We start from the raw sequence: 17,733 nt of genomic DNA on the forward strand, positions 1-17,733 counted from the left end.
CGGCGGGAGGATGCCGGCCATCTCGGGAGGACATCGATGAGCACCAGCGACCAGCAGCCGGCGCCCCCGCGCCTTGCCATGCCCGAATTGTTGATCGGCATCGGGCTTCTCGCCTGTGCTGCGGCCGTGGCGTGGCAGACCCTGGCGATCCCGGTTTCGCCGCTCTATTCCAAGGTCGGGCCGACCGTCTTTCCCTACATCACCATGACCGGCATGATCGTGCTTTCGCTGCTGCTCATCGTCGCCGCGCTGCGCGGCGGCTGGCAGCCGCAGGAGGAAAAGGAAACGCCGACCGACTGGAAGGCGATGGGCATCGTCGTTGCAGGCCTGGTCGCCAATCTGGTGCTGATCCAGCCGCTCGGCTTCACCGCCGCCTCGGTCATCATGTTCGTGCTCGTCTGTTATGGCTTCGGCAGCAAGCACACGCTGCGCGATGCGCTGACCGGCTTGATCCTGGCGCTTGCCGCCTATTTCGGCTTTGCCAGGGCGCTCGGCGTCAACATTGGCGCCGGCTTCATCGAAAACCAGCTGAACACGGTGATCGACGCGATCATCGCCACTGTAAGGGGCTGACGCCATGGAGACGCTCGGCCATCTCGCCCACGGATTTTCCGTCGCTTTCTCGCCGATGAACCTGTTGTGGTGCCTGGTCGGCACCACGCTCGGCACCGCCATCGGCGTGCTGCCCGGCCTCGGGCCGGCGCTGACCATCGCGCTGCTGCTGCCGATCACCTACCAGGTGGCGCCGGAGGCGTCCTTCATCCTGTTTGCTGGCATCTATTACGGCGCCATGTATGGCGGCTCGACGACCTCGATCCTGCTCAACACGCCGGGCGAAAGCGCCACCATCGTCACCGCGCTGGAAGGCAACAGGATGGCCCGCTCGGGTCGCGGCGGCGCGGCACTGGCGACCTCGGCGATCGGCTCCTTCGTCGCCGGCACCATCGGCACGATGGGCGTCGCCTTCCTGGCGCCGGTGGTGGTGAAGTTCGCGCTGGCCTTTGGTCCGGCCGAATATTTCTCGCTGATGGTGCTCGCCTTCATCACGGTTTCGGCGGTGCTCGGCTCGTCCTCCGTGCGCGGCCTCACCAGCCTGTTCATCGGCTTCGTCATCGGCATGATCGGCGTCGACCTGCAGACGGGACAGCCGCGCTTCACCTTCGGCATGAACGAACTGCTCGATGGCGTCGATGTCATCATTGCCGCGGTCGGCCTGTTTGCCGTCGGCGAGACGCTCTACATGGCCTCGCGCCGCTATGCCGGCAAGGACGAGATCGTGCCGCTCAAGGGATCGCTCTACATGACAGCGGCCGAATGGGGACGATCGTGGAAGCCATGGCTGCGCGGCGCTTTTATCGGCTTCCCGATCGGCGCCATGCCTGCCGGCGGCGCCGAGATCCCGACCTTCCTGTCCTATGCCATCGAAAAGAAGCTGTCGAAGCACAAGGAGGAGTTCGGCACGGTCGGCGCCATCGAGGGCGTTGCCGGACCGGAAGCCGCCAACAATGCGTCTGCCGCCGGCGTGCTGGTGCCGATGCTCACCCTTGGCCTGCCGACCTCGGCGACCGCCGCAATCATGCTGTCGGCCTTCCAGAGCTACGGCATCAATCCGGGACCGCTGCTGTTGACGACCCAGGCCGATCTGGTCTGGGGCCTGATCGCCAGCCTGTTCATCGCCAACGTCATCCTGGTCGTCCTCAACCTGCCGCTGATCGGGCTGTGGGTACGGCTGTTGAAAATCCCGGCGCCGCAGCTCTATGCCGGCATCCTGGTGTTCGCCACCGTCGGCACCTACGGCATCTCGCAATCGCCGATCGACCTCGTCATCCTCTATCTCCTGGGGGCCGCCGGCTTCCTGATGCGGCGCTTCGATTTCCCGACAGCGCCGGTCATCATCGGCATGATCCTGGGGCCGCTCGCCGAAACGCAGTTCCGCCGGGCGATGACGATCTCGAACGGCGACTGGTCGGTGTTCTACACCCACAAGCTGTCGCTGGTGCTGCTGATCCTCGCCTTCATCGGTCTAGCCGGGCCGCATATCTGGGCCTTCATCGAGCACCGGCGCCGTCGCGGACCGGAGCATGTGCCGGGCGATGCCTGAGCAACCTGGAGCATCATGACCGATCTGCTTGCCGGCATCCGCATCCTCGACCTGACCAATGTGCTGGCGGGCCCTTATTGTGCCTATCAGCTGGCGCTGCTCGGCGCCGATGTCATCAAGGTCGAGACGCCGCAAGGCGGCGATCTGGCGCGCCAGCTCGGCGCCTCGCCGGCGCTCAACAAAGCCGGCATGGGCGCGTCGTTCCTGGCGCAGAATGCCGGCAAGCGATCGGTGGTGCTGGATCTCAAAAGCGAAGCCGACCGCGAACGCTTCCTCGATCTCGTCGCCTCGGCCGACGCGCTGGTCGAGAATTTTCGACCGGGCGTGATGGGGCGGCTGGGTCTCGGCTATGAGGTGCTGAAAGCGGTCCGCCCCGGTCTCGTCTATTGCGCCATATCCGGTTTCGGCCAGAGCGGGCCGATGCGCGACAATCCGGCCTACGACCAGATCATCCAGGGGCTGTCCGGTATCATGAGCATCACCGGCACGCCGGAGACAGCACCCTTGCGGGTCGGCTATCCCGTCGCCGACACGCTGGGCGGGCTGGTCGGGGCCTTCGCCATCGCCGCGGCGCTGGTCAAGCAGAAGACCTCGGGCGAGGGCGCGTTTCTCGATGTCTCGATGCTGGAATGCACGCTGTCGGCGCTGGGCTGGCCGGTGTCCAACTATCTGACCGCCGGTGTCGAGCCGCAGCCGATGGGCAATGAGAACATGACGGCTGCGCCCTCCGGCGCGTTTTGCACCGGCGACGGCCTGCTCAACATCGCCGCCAACAAGCAGGAGCAGTTCGTCACGCTTTGCCGGCTGATCGGCCAGCCGGAACTGGCCGACGATCCGCGCTTTGCCGAGCGCGAGACGCGCAAGCAGAACCGCGCCTCCTTGAAAGGGCTGATCGAGACAGCGCTTGCGAGCGCCTCGGCGGCTGCCTGGGAAGAAAAGTTCAACCGCGCCGGCGTTCCGGCGGGCCGGGTGCTGACGATCCCGCAGGTGCTTGGCGAGCGCCAGGTGGTCGAGCGCGACATGACCGCGCGTTTCCAGGGTCTGCCCGGCATGGCGCAGCCGCTGACCGTGGTGCGCGGCGGCTTCATGGTCGATGGCGCGGCACCCTTGCCGGTCCTGCCGCCGCCTGTGCTGGGCGAGCATATGGACGAGGTTTTTTCCACCCTGCCGCCGCGCGCCAGGAGAAGCGCGTGAGCGAGAGAAAAACCGGCCGCGAACGCGGCGAGGAATGGTGGCAGACCGGCATCATCGAGATGAGCCCCGGCATCATCCGGCTGCGCGGCTATGAAATCCAGGAGCTGATCGGCCGCGTCAGCTTTCCGGCCACGATCTGGTTGATGCTGCGCGGCGAATTGCCGAGCGAGGAGCAGGCGGCGCTGCTCGGCATTGCGCTGGGGGCGGCCGTCGACCACGGGCCGCAGGCGCCGTCGATCGCCATTGCCCGCATGGCCATCACCTGCGGCGTCGGCATCAACAGCGCCATGGCGTCCGCCGTCAACGTGCTGGGTGACGTGCATGGCGGCGCCGGCGAACAGGCGCTGTCCTTCTATGGCGACATTGCCGTGGCACTTGACCAGGGTGTTGCGCTGGACCAAGCCGTAGCCGCACGGCTCGACCGTTTCTTCGCCGAGGAGAAAGGCTATGTGCCGGGATTTGGCCATCGCTTCCACCCGGTCGATCCGCGCGCGCCGCGCCTGATCGCAGTGACGCGCGAGTTTGCCGCGCGCGGCGTCGTCAGCGGACGCTTTGCCGACATCGCCGAGGCCGTCGAATCAGAGGTGGCACGGCGCAAGGGGAAGAAAATACCGCTCAACATCGACGGCGCCACCGCCGTCATCTATGGCGAGCTCGGCTTTCCGCCGCCGTTGACGCGCGGCCTGTTCGTGCTCTCGCGCTCGGTCGGCATCCTGGCGCATGCATGGGAACAGTCGCAGCAAAGCGAGCGCAACAAAGGGCCGCTGCCGCGCGAATGGCTGTGGGCCTATACGGGCACGCCGCTGCGGCCATTTCCCGCTGAGGGGGATGAGGGTCCCGCTGAAGGGGACGAGGGCAAGTGAGGTTGGTCAGGCCGGGTCCGGCACTGCCGGCTGAGGCGGCGCCAGGTTGGCCATCAGCGTCGAGAGATCCGGCTCATCGATGAGCAACGCCGCGTCCTGCGGCTTGAGCCATGCCCGCTGGCGGCTCTTGGCCTCCTGCCAGTTGGCCAGTTCCTCGGACACCTCCAACAGATAGACGACGACGTCGACGCGCACGAAATTGTGCTCCAGCCGTTTCCAGTAGGAATAGCTGCCGGCAGGCGCCTTGCGGGTCTTGCCGAGCACGCCGGCTTCTTCGCGCGCCTCGATGGTGGCGGCCTTGCGCCCGCTCTTTCCTTTCATCGGCCAGCCCTTGGGCACGATAAAGCGCTTCGTCGCTCGCGACGTCACCAGCATCACTTCGAAATTGCCTGAAACGTCCAGACGAAAGGGAATGGCGGCGACCTGGCGAATGCGTTCGCCTCGCCTTGCCTTGCGTACCGCCTTTTTCTTCGTCGTCGCCATGTGCTGAAAATCCGGTCGGCGGGCGCACCGCCGCACGCCGCCTGCAAACCCTGATATGCCCGCGAGGCAATGAGCATTTTTAGTAAATAAGTCGACTAAGTAAATCGCAAGCAACCGATATCAACGGCAAACACGCACAATCTGGTTGTTGACGATCTGAATCGGACAGGCTTGCCGGACGACGGGCACTTCGGGGCGCGGCTGCGGCACGATCCGACGGTCCTGCTCGCGATATTGCTGCTGCTGTTGCTGGAACTGCTGCCGCTGCAGGCTGTTGCGCAATTGCTGCAGCTGGTTCTGCTGGATCAGCCGGTTGGCGCTGGGATTGACGGATTGAGCCGCAGCAGATTGCATGATGCCGGCGAGCGTTGCTGCTGCCAGCATTGCCGACATCAGAACTGTCGATAGGCGAAGCGTCGACATCAGTTCATTCCCGTACAGATATAACCTCCTCTCTATATAGGGCGTTCGTCTCGATCTGCCATGGGCCGGTCTGCCATGGGCCGGTCTGCCATTGGCCCGAGGATGCGGCCTGCCGCACTTGACAGAAAAGATCGATTGACCGCTCTATCGGGCGCGGATCTCGGGCTCAATCGCGGCTGACTCGAGGCACAATCGGGAGCATATTGATGAAAAGCAGGCAAGTATATTTCGCGGCGCTACTGGGCAGCATCTGTATTCTTGGCCCGGTGGCAGTCGCGGCGCAAACCAAGACCGACAAGGCGGCGCCTGCCGCCGCAGCGCCCGCCCCTGCTGCCGGCCCGACATTGCCTGGCGGCGCCTCGGCGCTGTCCGAGACACATGGCGACTGGACGGTCAATTGCCAGGTAACCGGCACGGCCAAGGTTTGCAGCCTGTCGCATCAGCAGTTCAACAAGCAGTCCAACCAGCGCCTGCTGGCGATCGAGCTGTCGAGCAAGAGCGGCGACGATGCCGCCGGAACGCTGGCGCTGCCGTTCGGCCTGGCGCTCGCCAAAGGCGTCAGCCTGACCATCGACGACCAGAAGCTGGAAGGCAGCCTGCCGTTCAACACCTGCCAGGCCGTCGGCTGCCTGGTGCCGGTGGCGTTCGATGCCAGCGTCACGCCGCTGCTCAAGGCAGCCACCACGCTCAAGATCGACGCCTTCGCGGCCGACACCGGTCAAGCGGTGAGTTTCACCATCCCGCTCAACGGCTTCGGCGGCGCACTGGCACGGACCGCGGAACTCTCGGCGGACTGAGCGGAAAACGTCCGGTCACTCAACCTCGCGCAGCCGGTACCCAACGCCGGTCTCGGTGGTGATGTAGCGCGGCTGGTCGGGCGACTTTTCGATCTTCTGCCGGAGCTGGCGGACATAGACCCTGAGATACTGCACGTCGGTCGAATCGCCCCACACCTGCTTCAGCAGGAAATGGTGGGTCAGCACCTTGCCGGCATGCTGCACCATAATGCGCAATATGTCGTACTCCTTGGGGGAGAGCTTTATCTCCTTGCCTTCGACCTTGACGATGCGCTTGACCAGGTCGACGCTGAGATCTCCGGTGTGGAACACCGGCTTTTCGCCCTGCTGCTGGAATTTGTGGCGCAGCGCGACGCGGATGCGGGCGACAAGCTCGTTCATGCCGAACGGCTTGGTGATGTAGTCGTCAGCGCCGAGTTCGAGCGCCGCGACGATGCCGGCTTCGTCGGTGCGGCTGGACAGGATGACCACGGGCACGTCGAGGCCGTCGTCGCGCCATTTCCGCAGGAGATCGAGGCCACCCATGCCGGGCAGGCCGAGGTCGAGCAGGATCAGATCCGGCTTTTGTGCATCGACGAGTTCGATCGCAGCCTTGGCGTTGGGCGCTTCGCTGACCGCATAGCCCTGGCTGCCGAGGCCGACGCGCAGCAGTTTGCGGATCGGCGGCTCGTCATCGACGACCAGTATGCTGACATTGGAATTTGTCATGCCGGATCGCCAGATGCTTGCTCGTCCACACCTGATACGTCCGTATCGGACGATTGTACCAACCTCGGCATGCGGATTGTGAAGACTGCGCCCGGGCGATCGCTGCGGTTCGCCGCCATGATCGTGCCGCCCATCGCCTCGATGAAGCCCCGGCAGATCGACAGGCCGAGCCCGGTGCCGGCCTGGACCTGATCGCGCTTGCGCACCCGGTAAAAGCTGTCGAAGACGCGCTCCAGGTCGGCGGGCGGAATGCCCGGTCCCTCATCCATGATCTGCAGCGCGACGGAGCCATTGTCGGCCCAGCCCTGCAGCCGGATTGTCGATCCCTGTGGCGCGTATTTCGCGGCATTGTCGAGCAGATTGAACAGCATTTGTTCGAACAGCACGGGATCAAGCTTCAGCATCGGCAGGTCGGCCGGAATATCAACCTCGGTCTTGTGCCCGGCAGTGATCTTGCGTGCCCGCTGCAAGGCCGAGCCAACGACATCGCCGACATAGTGCAGGGCGAAATTCGGTTCCATGGCGCCCGATTCAATCTTGGTCATGTCGAGCAGATTGGCGATGAAGCGGTTCAGCCGTTCGGACTCGTCGAGCACGGTGGTCAGCAGCTCGGCCCGATCGTTCTCGGGCAGTGCCGGCGCAAATTCCCTGAGCGTGCCGGCCGCGCCCATGATGGCCGCCAGCGGCGTCTTCAGATCATGCGAGATCGACGTCAGCAGTGCCGAGCGCAAGCGGTCGGCCTCGGCCGCCAGCCTGGCGCGGTCGACATCGGCGACCAGCTGGATGCGCTCGATGGCAACCGCCGCCTGGTCGGCCAGCGCGTCGAGCAGGCGCTGTTGCTCGGGCGTCAGCAGCGGGCCTTGCTTGTCATTGTCGAGGCCGACGACGCCGACGGCCGTGCGTGCGGTGCGCAAGGGGAGGTAGAGGCGTTTTGCCCCGGGCAGGGTATCGGCGCCACGGCCGGCAGCCCGGTTGTGTTCCCAAGCCCAGCGTGCAGCCGCGATGTCGGCCTCGGCCAGCGTGTCATCGGGGGGATAACCGGCCTTGACGGTGATCGTGCCTTCTTCCGGCAAAAGCAGCACCACGCGCAGCTTCAGCATCGAGGCGATCTGGAAGGCTGTGGCCCACAAAACGTCGTCGAGCGTGCCGGCGCCGGCGAGCTTCTTTGAAAAGAGGTAGATGTCCTCGGTGGCCCGGGCGCGTGAACGGGCGGCGGCTGCCTGACGCTGCACACGCGCCGTCAGATTGCTGGCGATGACGGCAACGACGAGGAAGACGGCGAAGGCAACGATGCTCTCCGGATCGCGGATCGTCATCGTGTAGCGCGGCTCGAGAAAGAAGAAGTTGAAGGCAATGGCGCTGAGGAAACAGGCGTACAGCGCCGGCCACAGGCCAAAGGTCACTGCCGATGTCAGCACCGCCAGCAGAAGCACGCTGGCAAGGTTGCGAACGTCGAGGAACTGATCGAGGACGGCACTGACGGCAAGCGCGCCGGCGACATAGACGGTCGAGAAAAGATAAGGCCAGATTTGAAATGGTGTCTGCTCGGCCGCCGCCTTGACCCTCGACGTGGCCTCGTTGTCGCGCTCCGTTCCTGAAATGACATGGACGCTGATATCGCCGGCATTGCGGATCAGATCGTAGGTGAGCGAGCCCTCGATCAGTTCGCGCCAGCGCGAGCGGGTCGGCCTGCCGACGACGATATGGGTGAAATTGTTCACTGTGGCGTGGCGGACGATGTCCTGGGCGACGTTCTGGCCCGGAATGGTCGTCACCTCGGCGCCGAGCTGCTCGGCCAGGCGCAAGAGCGTGGCCAGCTGGTCCTTGTCTTCCTCCGACATGCCGGCCGAACGCGGCGTGTCGACATGCAGCGCCGTCCACGGTGCGCGCAGCCGGTCGGCCAGCCGGCGCGCATAGCGGACACGAGACGCTCCGCCCGGACGCGCATCGACGCAGACGAGCACCCTTTCGCCCGCCGCCCAGGGGCCGAGAATGGCGTGCGACTGCATGTGGTTGAGCAACTGCTCGTCGACGCGCTGGGCGGTGCGGCGCAGCGCCAATTCCCGAAGCGCGGTCAGATTGCCCGGCGAGAAATAGTTTTCGACTGCGCGCTGGGCAGTGTTGGGGAAATAGACCTTGCCCTCCTTCAGCCGCTTGATCAGGTCGTCGGGCGTGAGGTCGATGATCTCGATGTCGTCGGCCTGGTCGATGATGGAGTCCGGGACCGTTTCGCGCACCCTGACGCGGGTGATCTGTGCCACGACGTCATTCAGGCTCTCGACATGCTGGATATTGAGCGTGGTGTAGACGTCGATGCCGCGCGCAAGGATTTCCTGGACGTCGAGATAGCGCTTGGGGTGGCGGCTGCCTGGCGCATTGGTGTGGGCGAGTTCGTCGACGAGCACCAGCGCCGGCCGGCGGGCGAGAATGGCATCGATGTCCATCTCGTCCAGCACGCGGTCCTTGTAGTCGACCTTCTGGCGCGGGATCACCTCGTAGCCTTCGACCAGCGCCAGTGTTTCCTTGCGGCCGTGGGTCTCCACGACGCCGACCACTACGTCGACGCCGTCAGCCAGCCTAGCGCGGCCGGCCATCAGCATTTCATAGGTCTTGCCGACGCCGGGGGCAGCGCCGAGAAATATCCGCAGACGGCCGCGCTCTTCCCGTTCCGCATGCTCGAGCAGCGCGTCCGGAGAGGGTCTGGTATCGTTGCTTCTGGCGTCCGGCATCAGGCTCGATCATGAACGGCGCCGAGGATCGTGTCGATCCCCGGCCCCTGGCTTCAGAGATTGTCTCTCACTGCTTGGTATCGTCCAGTGCCAGGTTGAGCGCCAGCACATTGACGACCGGCTCGCCGAGGAAGCCGAGTTCGCGGCCTTCGACATGGCTGTCGACAAGCGCCTTGACCTTGGCTTCGTCGAAGCCCCTGGCCTTGGCCACCCGAGCGACCTGGAAATAGGCGGCGTCCGGGCTGATGGCGGGGTCGAGGCCGCTGCCGGACGTCGTCACCAGATCCATCGGCACCGGCTGGTTCGGGTTCTCCGCCTTCAGCTTTGCAACATCGCCCTTGATGCGGTCGATCAGCTTGGGGTTGGTCGGACCGAGATTGGAGCCGCTGGACGCTGCGGCGTTGTATCCGTCGCCGGCAGCCGAGGGGCGGCCATGGAAATACTTGTCGTCGGCAAAGCCCTGGCCGATCAGTTCGGAGCCGATGACCGTGCCGTTTTTCTCGATCAAGCTGCCATTGGCCTGGTGCGGAAACAGCGCCTGGGCGATGCCGGTCATGCCCAGGGGATAGATCAGGCCGGTCAAAACGGTGAAAAAGACGATCATGATAACAGCGGGTCTTATCTGAGTGAGCATGGACGTATTTCCTTAAGCGAGGCCGAGGCCGGTGACGATCATGTCGATCGCCTTGATGCCGACGAAGGGAACGATGATGCCGCCGAGGCCGTAGACCAGCAGGTTGCGGCTGAGCAGCGCGCCGGCGCCGATGGCGCGGTATTTGACGCCTTTAAGCGACAGCGGGATCAGAGCGATGATGATCAGCGCGTTGAAGATGATGGCCGACAGGATGGCGCTCTGCGGCGTCGCCAGATGCATGATGTTGAGCGCTTGCAGGGGGCCGATTGTATGTCCCGGCGCAACGTAGAAGACGGCAAACATGGCCGGGATGATGGCGAAGTATTTGGCGACGTCGTTGGCGATCGAGAAGGTCGTCAGCGAGCCGCGCGTCATCAGCAGCGCCTTGCCGATCTCGACGATCTCGATCAGCTTGGTCGGGTCACTATCGAGGTCGATCATGTTGCCGGCCTCGCGGGCGGCAACCGTGCCGGTGTTCATGGCGACGCCGACATCGGCCTGCGCCAAGGCCGGCGCGTCGTTGGTGCCGTCACCGCACATGGCGACCAGCTTGCCCTTGGCCTGTTCGTCGCGGATCAGCTTCAGCTTGTCCTCGGGCGTGGCCTGGGCGAGGAAATCGTCGACGCCGGCTTCGGCTGCGATCGCCGCCGCAGTCATCGGATTGTCGCCGGTGATCATCACGGTGCGGATGCCCATTTTGCGCAGTTCGGCAAAGCGCTCGCGGATACCACCCTTGACGATGTCCTTGAGGTGGACGACGCCGAGCAGGCGGCCGTCACGCTCGACGGCCAGCGGCGTGCCGCCCGACTTGGCGATCTCGTCGGCGATCGCCTGGAGATCCTTGACGGTGTCGCTGCCGGGGCGCGTGCCGTGAGTGGCCGATGTCGACTGGCTGACATAGGCGAGAACCGAATCGACGGCGCCCTTGCGCACCGACGAGCCATCGATGTCGACGCCGCTCATCCGGGTCTGCGCGGTGAAGGGCACGAAGCTGGCATGCAAGGTTGCCATGTCACGGGCGCGGATGGCGTATTTCTCCTTGGCCAGCACGACGATCGAGCGTCCCTCAGGCGTCTCGTCGGCGAGCGAGGCGAGCTGCGCGGCATCGGCCAGTTCCTGTTCGGTGACGCCCTTGACCGGGCGGAATTCGGTGGCCTGGCGGTTGCCGAGCGTGATGGTGCCGGTCTTGTCGAGCAAAAGCGTATCGACGTCGCCCGCCGCTTCCACGGCGCGGCCGGACATGGCCAGCACGTTGAAGCGCACCAGGCGGTCCATGCCGGCAATGCCGATGGCCGACAGCAGGGCGCCGATGGTGGTCGGGATCAAGGTGACGAACAGCGCGACCAGCACCGTCACCGGGATATAGCCGCCGGAATAGGAGGCAAAGCTCGGGATCGTGGCGGTGGCCAGCACGAAGATCAGCGTCATGCCGACGAGCAGGATGTTGAGCGCGATCTCGTTGGGCGTCTTCTGGCGCGAGGCACCCTCGACCAGCGAGATCATGCGGTCGAGGAAGGTGTGGCCGGAGGCGGCTGATATGCGCACGCGAATCCAGTCGGACAAAACCTGCGTGCCGCCGGTGACCGCCGAACGGTCGCCGCCGGATTCGCGAATGACGGGTGCGGACTCGCCGGTGATTGCCGCCTCGTTGACCGAGGCCACGCCTTCGATCACTTCACCGTCGGACGGGATGATGTCGCCGGCTTCGACCAGCACGATGTCGCCAACCTTCAGGCTGGTGCCGGGCACCAGCTTGAACCTGGAGCGGTCTTCGCCGGCAAGCAGCTTGGCCTGGGTTTCGGTGCGCGCCTTGCGCAGCGAATCGGCCTGCGCCTTGCCGCGGCCTTCGGCGACGGCCTCGGCGAAGTTGGCGAACAGCACGGTGAACCACAGCCAGATGATGATCTGCAGCGTAAAGCCGAAATCGCCGCCGCCGGTGACGAGATCCTTGACGAACAGGACCGTGGTAAGAAGCGAGACGATGCCGACGACGAACATCACCGGGTTCCTGACCAGCGTGCGGGGGTCGAGTTTCCTGAAGGCGCCGCCGATGGCCGGCCACAGGATGCGGGCATCCATGATGACCGCGGATTTGGACTGGCTCATTTGATGGCTCCAGTATCTGAACTGTTGGCCGGCACCGACCGATCGGATGCCGAAAAGAGGGGCGGCGGACCATAGGCCAGCAGCCAGATCACGATCATGACTGCCGCGAGGCCGAGGAAGGTAGATACGCCGGGGAAGGGAGGGGGCGTTTCCTCCCCCTCATTGCCGGCTCGTGGGCCGGCTCGCGGCCGGGCCTTCATGCGTTTTGGGTAGAACCAGGACATGACAAGCCTCAGAATGTCTGGCCGTTGATGGCAGCCAGGTGCTCGACGATCGGTCCGATCGCCAGTGCCGGGAAGAAGGTCAGGCCGACGACGATCAGGATGACGCCGACGAGCAGGCCGACGAACAGCGGGCCGTCGGTCGGGAAGGTGCCGGCGGAAGCCGGAACCGTCTTCTTCGTCGCTAGCGAGCCGGCAATGGCAAGCGCTGGAATGATGACGAAGAAGCGACCCACCCACATGGAGATGCCGAGCGTGATGTTGTACCAGGGCGTGTTGCCGGAAAGGCCGCCAAAGGCCGAGCCGTTGTTGGCCGCCGCCGAAGTGTAGGCATAAAGAACCTCGGAGAAGCCATGCGGACCGCCATTGGCCATCGAGGCGACGGCGCTTGGCAGCACGACCGCTATTGCCGTGAAGACCAGCATGACCAACGGCAGAGCGAGGATGGCGAGCATTGCCATCTTGACCTCCTTGGCCTCGATCTTCTTGCCGAGATATTCGGGCGTGCGGCCAACCATCAGGCCGGCGACGAACACGGTGATGACGATGAACATGACGATGCCGTAGAAGCCGGCGCCGACGCCGCCGACGATGACTTCGCCGAGCTGCATGTTGAGCATCGGGACCAGGCCGCCAAGTGCTGTGAACGAGTCATGCATGGCGTTCACCGCACCGCAGCTCGCAGCCGTGGTGATGACGGCGAATAGTGCCGAAGCGGCAATGCCGAAGCGGCTCTCCTTGCCTTCCATGTTGGCGCCGTCGACGCCCAACGCATGGACCAGCGGATTGCCCGCGGCTTCCGCCCAGTAGCAGATAACGACGCCAGCGATGAACAGCACACCCATCGTGGCCAGGATCGCCCAGCCCTGGCGCTGGTTGCCGACCATGCGGCCGAAGACGTTGGTGAGTGCAGCACCCAGCGCGAAGATCGTCACCATCTGGATCATGTTGGAGATGGCGTCGGGGTTTTCGAAAGGATGCGCGGCATTGGCGTTGAAGAAGCCGCCGCCATTGGTGCCGAGCATCTTGATGGCGACCTGCGAGGCGACCGGCCCAAGGGCGAGCGTCTGCTTGGCGCCCTCCAGCGTGGTGGCGTCGACATAAGGCCCGAGCGTCTGCGGCATGCCGAGCCAGACATAGACAAGGGTGAGCACGATGCTGAGCGGCAGCAGGATGTAGAGCGTGCAGCGGGTCATATCGACCCAGAAATTGCCGATCGATTTGGCCGAGGCGCGGGCGAAGCCGCGGATCAGCGCCACCGCAATGGCAATGCCGACGGCGGCGGACATGAAGTTCTGAACAGTCAGGCCCGCCATCTGCACGAGGTAGGACAACGTGCTTTCGCCGCCGTAATTCTGCCAGTTGGTGTTGGTGACGAAGCTGACGGCAGTGTTGAAGGCGAGATTGGGTTCGACCGATGCCATCCCGGCCGGATTGTAAGGCAGGACGCCCTGCAGGCGTTGCAGAAAGTACAGCACCAGGAAGCTGGCAAGGCTGAAGAAGATGATTCCTGCCGCGTAGGTCGTCCAGTGCTGCTCCTCGCGCTCGCTGGTTCCCGAAATGCGGTAGAGGCCGCGCTCAACGGGCCGGAGTATGGGCGAGAGAAAGGTGCGATCGCCATTGAAGACGCGGTACATGTAGCCGCCGAGCGGCTTCACCAGCAAAACGACGATCCCGCAATAAACCAGGATCTGTATCCATCCGTTGAGTGTCATGGGTTTCCGTGCCTTGCTTCAGAAGCGTTCTGGGCGAACGAGGGCGTATGTCAGGTAGACGAGCAGGAACAAGGTCACGCCGCCACCGAGGATGTAATCGACAAGCATGGTGCGATCCTTCCGCTTAAAGAGCGTCGCAAGCTTTGATGTAGGCGAGGGAAAGACCGAAGAACAAAACCTCGATCCCGATGACGACGATGTCCATTTGTGTTGGTCCTTGCTTCTGCTTGTATTTGGCGCCAGCGACTGGCGAGCCAGAAATTCCATGAGAACGGCCCGCCGTAACTCTGGGGTCACGGCGTCCGCAGCGTTTTGCTCGAGATGGAATATGGACCCGATCGCCATAAAGGTTCGAGACGGGGCCGGGAGGAAAGATATAAAATTCCTATAAAGATTTCCGGGAGATGGCTCCGTTCCGGGCCGCTAGAAACCGACGCCATGATATCGCGACCCCTCTTGCGGCGGCTCCGTCTTTCGAAACAATGGGAACGCAAAACGAGGGAAAAACAGATGCTCGACATGGCACCATCGAAACAGGCGGCGACATGGCTTTGCGCGCTTGCACGGGCGCTGGAAGCTGATGACGCCGAGGCGGCCGCCAACCTGTTCGTCGAGGATTGCTACTGGCGCGATCTGCTGGCTTTCACCTGGAACATCACCACGATAGAAGGCCGCGATGAGATCCGCGACATGCTGCAAGCGACGCTGGCGGAAACGAAGCCCTCACACTGGACGCTGTCCGGCGAGGCGACCTCGGATGAGGGCACCGTCGAGGCCTGGTTCACGTTCGAAACGGCGGTCGCGCGGGGCGAAGGGATTGTGCGCCTTACGGACGGCCGCTGCCGGACCTTGTTCACGGCGGTGCGTGAGCTCAAGGGGTTCGAGGAACAAAAGGGACCGGCGCGGCCGCTTGGTATCCGTCACAAGGCCGATCCGAAGCGCGAAACCTGGGCGGAGGCGCGGGCGCGCGAGACGCGCGATCTCGGCGCCACCGAGCAGCCCTATTGCCTGGTGATCGGCGGCGGGCAGGGCGGCATCATGCTCGGCGCGCGGCTGAGGCAGGTCGGTGTGCCCACGATCATCATCGAGAAAAATGCGCGCCCCGGCGATTCCTGGCGCAACCGTTATCGCTCGCTCGTGCTGCACGATCCGGTCTGGTACGACCATCTGCCCTACATTCCGTTCCCGGAGAACTGGCCGGTGTTCACGCCCAAGGACAAGATGGGCGACTGGCTGGAGATGTACACCAGGGTGATGGAGCTCAACTACTGGGTCGCCACCAAATGCGTCAGCGCCAGCTATGACGATACCGAGAAGGTGTGGACTGTGGTGGTCGACCGCGTCGACCGGCAGATCACGCTGAAGCCGAAGCACATTGTCTTTGCCACCGGCGCCTATGGCCCGCCACGCCAGATCGCGCTGCCCGGCGCCGAGACCTTCAAGGGCGAACTCCTGCATTCCAGCCAGTATGCAAGCGGCGAGAAATTCCGCGGCAGACGTGTCGCTGTCATCGGCGCGGCAAGCTCGGGGCACGATGTCAGCGTCGACCTCTGGGAGAGCGGCGCAGACGTTACCATGATCCAGCGGTCGCCGACGACAGTGGTGAAATCCGACACGCTGATGGAGGTCGGCTTCGAGATCTTTTCAGAGAATGCGCTGGCGCGCGGCATCACCACTGACAGAGCCGACCTGATCGTCGCGTCGACGCCGTTCGCGCTGGTGCCCAAGGGCCAGCGAGATCTGTACGAAGTTATCAAGGCGCGCGATGCGTCCTTCTACGACCGGCTGCGCGCCGCCGGCTTCGCCATCGATTTCGGCGAGGACGAGACCGGGCTGTTGATGAAGGCCTACCGCACCGGCTCCGGCTACTACATCGATGTCGGCGCCTGCGAACTGATCATCAATGGCGAGATCAAAGTGAAGAGCGGCGTCGGCATCAGTTCATTGACGCCGACCGGCATCCTGTTCGACGACGGCAGCGAACTGGCGGTCGATGCAATCGTCGCCTGCACCGGCTACCAGTCGATGAACGAGACCGTGGCGGCCATCGTCTCGCGCGAGGTCGCCGACAAGGTCGGGCCATGCTGGGGCCTCGGCTCCGGCGTCAAAGGCGATCCCGGTCCTTGGCAAGGCGAGCTGCGCAACATGTGGAAGCCGACAGCGCAGGACGCGCTGTGGTTCCACGGCGGCAATCTGGCGCTGTCGCGGTTTTACTCGAAATATGTGGCGCTTCAGATCAAGGCGCGGATGGAGGGGATCGCGACGCCGGTGTTTGGGGCGGTGAGTAACGCAGGGCGCTAGCGATCTCCCCCCTTGAGGGGGAGATGTCGCCGAAGGCGGCAGAGGGGGGTCGCCGCGCGTGGAGCGCTGACCTCCAGCTGCCGCGCGGAGCTTGCGTCCGGTCGAACCGACCCCCTCTGGCCTGCCGGCCATCTCCCCCTCAAGGAGGGAGATTATCCACGCCCGAAATGCCGTGCCGCGACCTCGACATGCGTATGTGCCGCACGCGGCTCGAAGCGCTCGGTCTCGTTGTGGTCGGGCGCCTCGTTCGGCCACCAGACACCGCCGATAACAATGCCTTCTGAGACCAGCCGCTGATCCGCGATCAGCGCCGCACCGACCGCATCGACGAAGGTAAAGCGCCCGGGGCGCAGTCTCAGCACCGCGACATCGCCGACACCGCCAACTTTCAGCGTCCCAAGCTCCGGCCTGGCGATCGCCTCGGCTGGCCTTTGCGTGGCGGCGCGCAGCACCTCGACCAGCGGCATGCCCAGCGCCATTAGCTTCGACATGCAGACGAGTATGTCGAAGGCCGGACCGTCGACGCAATAGAGATGCACGTCGCTGGAGATGACGTCGGGCGCGAGGCCCTCGGCCAGCATCGCTTTCGCCACGGCGAAGTCGAACGATCCCATGCCGTGGCCGATGTCGAAGATGACGCCGCGTTCGCGGGCCAGCCGCATGTCCGGCCGCACCGCGCCGGAGGCGAAGACCGGCGCGTTGGGGAACGGGCGAAAACAGTGCGTGAGGATGTCACCCTTGCGCAGCCGCGGCAGCACTTCGGAGCGGCCGGGCGGCGGCTCGTCTATATGCGCCATCAGCGGCAGGCCGGCCTGGTCGGCGGCTTCCAGCGCGAGATCGACCGGCGCGATGCCGCTGGCGCCGCCGGCATGCTTACCGGAGCGCACTTTTACGCCAACGACGACATCGGCGTGCTCGCGCACCGCAGCCACCGTCTCGCGTGGCTCGCAGAGCCTGAGATCGCTGCATTCGCCGACCGAGACGCTTTGCGAGAAGCCGAATATGCCGGCAAAGGAGATGTTGACGTAGGCGAGAATACGCACCTTCGAGCGCTCGATGACATGGCGGCGAAAGCCCAGAAAATTGCCGGCGCCGGCGCTGCCGGCATCGATGAAGGTGGTGGTTCCGCTCTTGGCCGCCAGCCGGTCGGCGTCGACGCCCAGCGAGGTGCCGCCCCAATAGACATGGCTGTGCAGGTCGATGAGGCCGGGCGTGACGATGCAATCACGAGCGTCGACTATCTTGGTGGCGTGCTCGGCATCGATCGCCGCCTCGATGGCCACGATGCGTCCGCCCGCAACGGCGACATCGCGCGGCGCGTCCAGGCCCGAGGCCGGATCGATCAGGCGGCCGCCCTTGATCAGGAGATCGAACTGCATCGGCGCCTGCCTCTCTCTTTGTTTCGGGGCATGATCTTTGGACAAAACGGTTTCCGTTTGTCCGAGAAAACCGGTTTCC

The 17,733-nt window shown here is 64.5% G+C and carries 16 protein-coding genes; 6 read left to right on the forward strand and 10 right to left on the reverse strand.

Annotated elements, in window-relative coordinates; translation table 11 throughout:
• The first annotated feature begins 36 nt into the window (after window positions 1-36).
• Genes NL532_RS08450 through NL532_RS08465 form a run of 4 tightly spaced genes read left to right on the forward strand, consistent with a single transcriptional unit; the run spans window position 37 to window position 4,158 of the window.
• Window positions 37-573: a tripartite tricarboxylate transporter TctB family protein gene (locus NL532_RS08450; RefSeq protein ID WP_023700086.1), complete on the forward strand. Its 537-nt coding sequence runs from the start codon at window positions 37-39 to the stop codon at window positions 571-573.
• Window positions 574-577: 4 nt separating this feature from the next.
• Window positions 578-2,101, forward strand: a complete 1,524-nt coding sequence (locus tag NL532_RS08455; RefSeq protein WP_023686551.1) for a tripartite tricarboxylate transporter permease — start codon at window positions 578-580, stop codon at window positions 2,099-2,101.
• A gap of 15 nt (window positions 2,102-2,116) precedes the next feature.
• Window positions 2,117-3,295, forward strand: coding sequence for a CaiB/BaiF CoA transferase family protein (locus NL532_RS08460; RefSeq protein WP_031202716.1), 1,179 nt, complete (start codon window positions 2,117-2,119; stop codon window positions 3,293-3,295).
• Window positions 3,292-4,158, forward strand: coding sequence for a citryl-CoA lyase (locus NL532_RS08465; protein WP_031196006.1), 867 nt, complete (start codon window positions 3,292-3,294; stop codon window positions 4,156-4,158). Before NL532_RS08460 ends, NL532_RS08465 begins: the two co-directional genes overlap by 4 nt.
• A gap of 6 nt (window positions 4,159-4,164) precedes the next feature.
• On the opposite strand, the gene NL532_RS08470 is transcribed toward NL532_RS08465, so the two are convergent.
• Window positions 4,165-4,641 carry an NUDIX hydrolase gene (locus NL532_RS08470; protein WP_023669717.1) on the reverse strand — a complete coding sequence of 159 codons (477 nt, stop codon included), beginning with the start codon at window positions 4,639-4,641 and terminating at the stop codon, window positions 4,165-4,167.
• A gap of 120 nt (window positions 4,642-4,761) precedes the next feature.
• Window positions 4,762-5,034 carry a hypothetical protein gene (locus NL532_RS08475; protein ID WP_023669716.1) on the reverse strand — a complete coding sequence of 91 codons (273 nt, stop codon included), beginning with the start codon at window positions 5,032-5,034 and terminating at the stop codon, window positions 4,762-4,764.
• Between the two features lie 236 nt (window positions 5,035-5,270).
• Between NL532_RS08475 and NL532_RS08480 the strand changes: the two genes are divergently transcribed.
• Window positions 5,271-5,861, forward strand: a complete 591-nt coding sequence (locus NL532_RS08480) for an invasion associated locus B family protein (protein WP_023691943.1) — start codon at window positions 5,271-5,273, stop codon at window positions 5,859-5,861.
• A gap of 15 nt (window positions 5,862-5,876) precedes the next feature.
• On the opposite strand, the gene NL532_RS08485 is transcribed toward NL532_RS08480, so the two are convergent.
• The 7 genes from NL532_RS08485 to NL532_RS08515 all read right to left on the reverse strand — a co-directional run bounded on the left by NL532_RS08485 (window position 5,877) and on the right by NL532_RS08515 (window position 14,082).
• The gene (locus tag NL532_RS08485) at window positions 5,877-6,569 is read right to left on the reverse strand and encodes a response regulator transcription factor (RefSeq protein ID WP_023691942.1); all 693 of its coding nucleotides are present in this window, start codon (window positions 6,567-6,569) and stop codon (window positions 5,877-5,879) included.
• Window positions 6,566-9,298 (reverse strand): DUF4118 domain-containing protein, encoded by a 2,733-nt coding sequence (locus NL532_RS08490; protein WP_286488057.1) that lies wholly within the window; start codon window positions 9,296-9,298, stop codon window positions 6,566-6,568. Before NL532_RS08490 ends, NL532_RS08485 begins: the two co-directional genes overlap by 4 nt.
• A gap of 67 nt (window positions 9,299-9,365) precedes the next feature.
• Window positions 9,366-9,932 (reverse strand): potassium-transporting ATPase subunit KdpC, encoded by a 567-nt coding sequence (gene kdpC / locus NL532_RS08495; protein ID WP_023744101.1) that lies wholly within the window; start codon window positions 9,930-9,932, stop codon window positions 9,366-9,368.
• 12 nt (window positions 9,933-9,944) lie between these two features.
• Complete coding sequence (kdpB, locus tag NL532_RS08500; protein WP_023828336.1) at window positions 9,945-12,038, reverse strand: potassium-transporting ATPase subunit KdpB; 2,094 nt, start codon at window positions 12,036-12,038, stop codon at window positions 9,945-9,947.
• Window positions 12,035-12,262 carry a hypothetical protein gene (locus NL532_RS08505; RefSeq protein WP_023828337.1) on the reverse strand — a complete coding sequence of 76 codons (228 nt, stop codon included), beginning with the start codon at window positions 12,260-12,262 and terminating at the stop codon, window positions 12,035-12,037. The genes kdpB and NL532_RS08505 overlap by 4 nt, the downstream gene beginning before the upstream one ends.
• A gap of 8 nt (window positions 12,263-12,270) precedes the next feature.
• Window positions 12,271-13,974, reverse strand: a complete 1,704-nt coding sequence (kdpA, locus tag NL532_RS08510) for a potassium-transporting ATPase subunit KdpA (RefSeq protein ID WP_023828338.1) — start codon at window positions 13,972-13,974, stop codon at window positions 12,271-12,273.
• Between the two features lie 18 nt (window positions 13,975-13,992).
• Window positions 13,993-14,082 (reverse strand): K(+)-transporting ATPase subunit F, encoded by a 90-nt coding sequence (locus tag NL532_RS08515; protein ID WP_023669708.1) that lies wholly within the window; start codon window positions 14,080-14,082, stop codon window positions 13,993-13,995.
• A gap of 402 nt (window positions 14,083-14,484) precedes the next feature.
• Here NL532_RS08515 and NL532_RS08520 point away from each other — a divergent pair, with 402 nt between their 5' ends.
• On the forward strand, window positions 14,485-16,275 hold the full coding sequence (locus NL532_RS08520) for a flavin-containing monooxygenase (RefSeq protein ID WP_023828339.1): 1,791 nt from the start codon (window positions 14,485-14,487) through the stop codon (window positions 16,273-16,275).
• A 152-nt stretch (window positions 16,276-16,427) separates the two neighbouring features.
• On the opposite strand, the gene NL532_RS08525 is transcribed toward NL532_RS08520, so the two are convergent.
• Entirely contained in the window at window positions 16,428-17,654 is a 1,227-nt protein-coding gene (locus tag NL532_RS08525; protein ID WP_023744103.1) for an amidohydrolase/deacetylase family metallohydrolase, read from the reverse strand.
• Between the last annotated feature and the right edge of the window lie 79 nt (window positions 17,655-17,733).

The sequence above is a fragment of the Mesorhizobium sp. C120A genome, assembly GCF_030323105.1.
GTDB lineage: Bacteria > Pseudomonadota > Alphaproteobacteria > Rhizobiales > Rhizobiaceae > Mesorhizobium.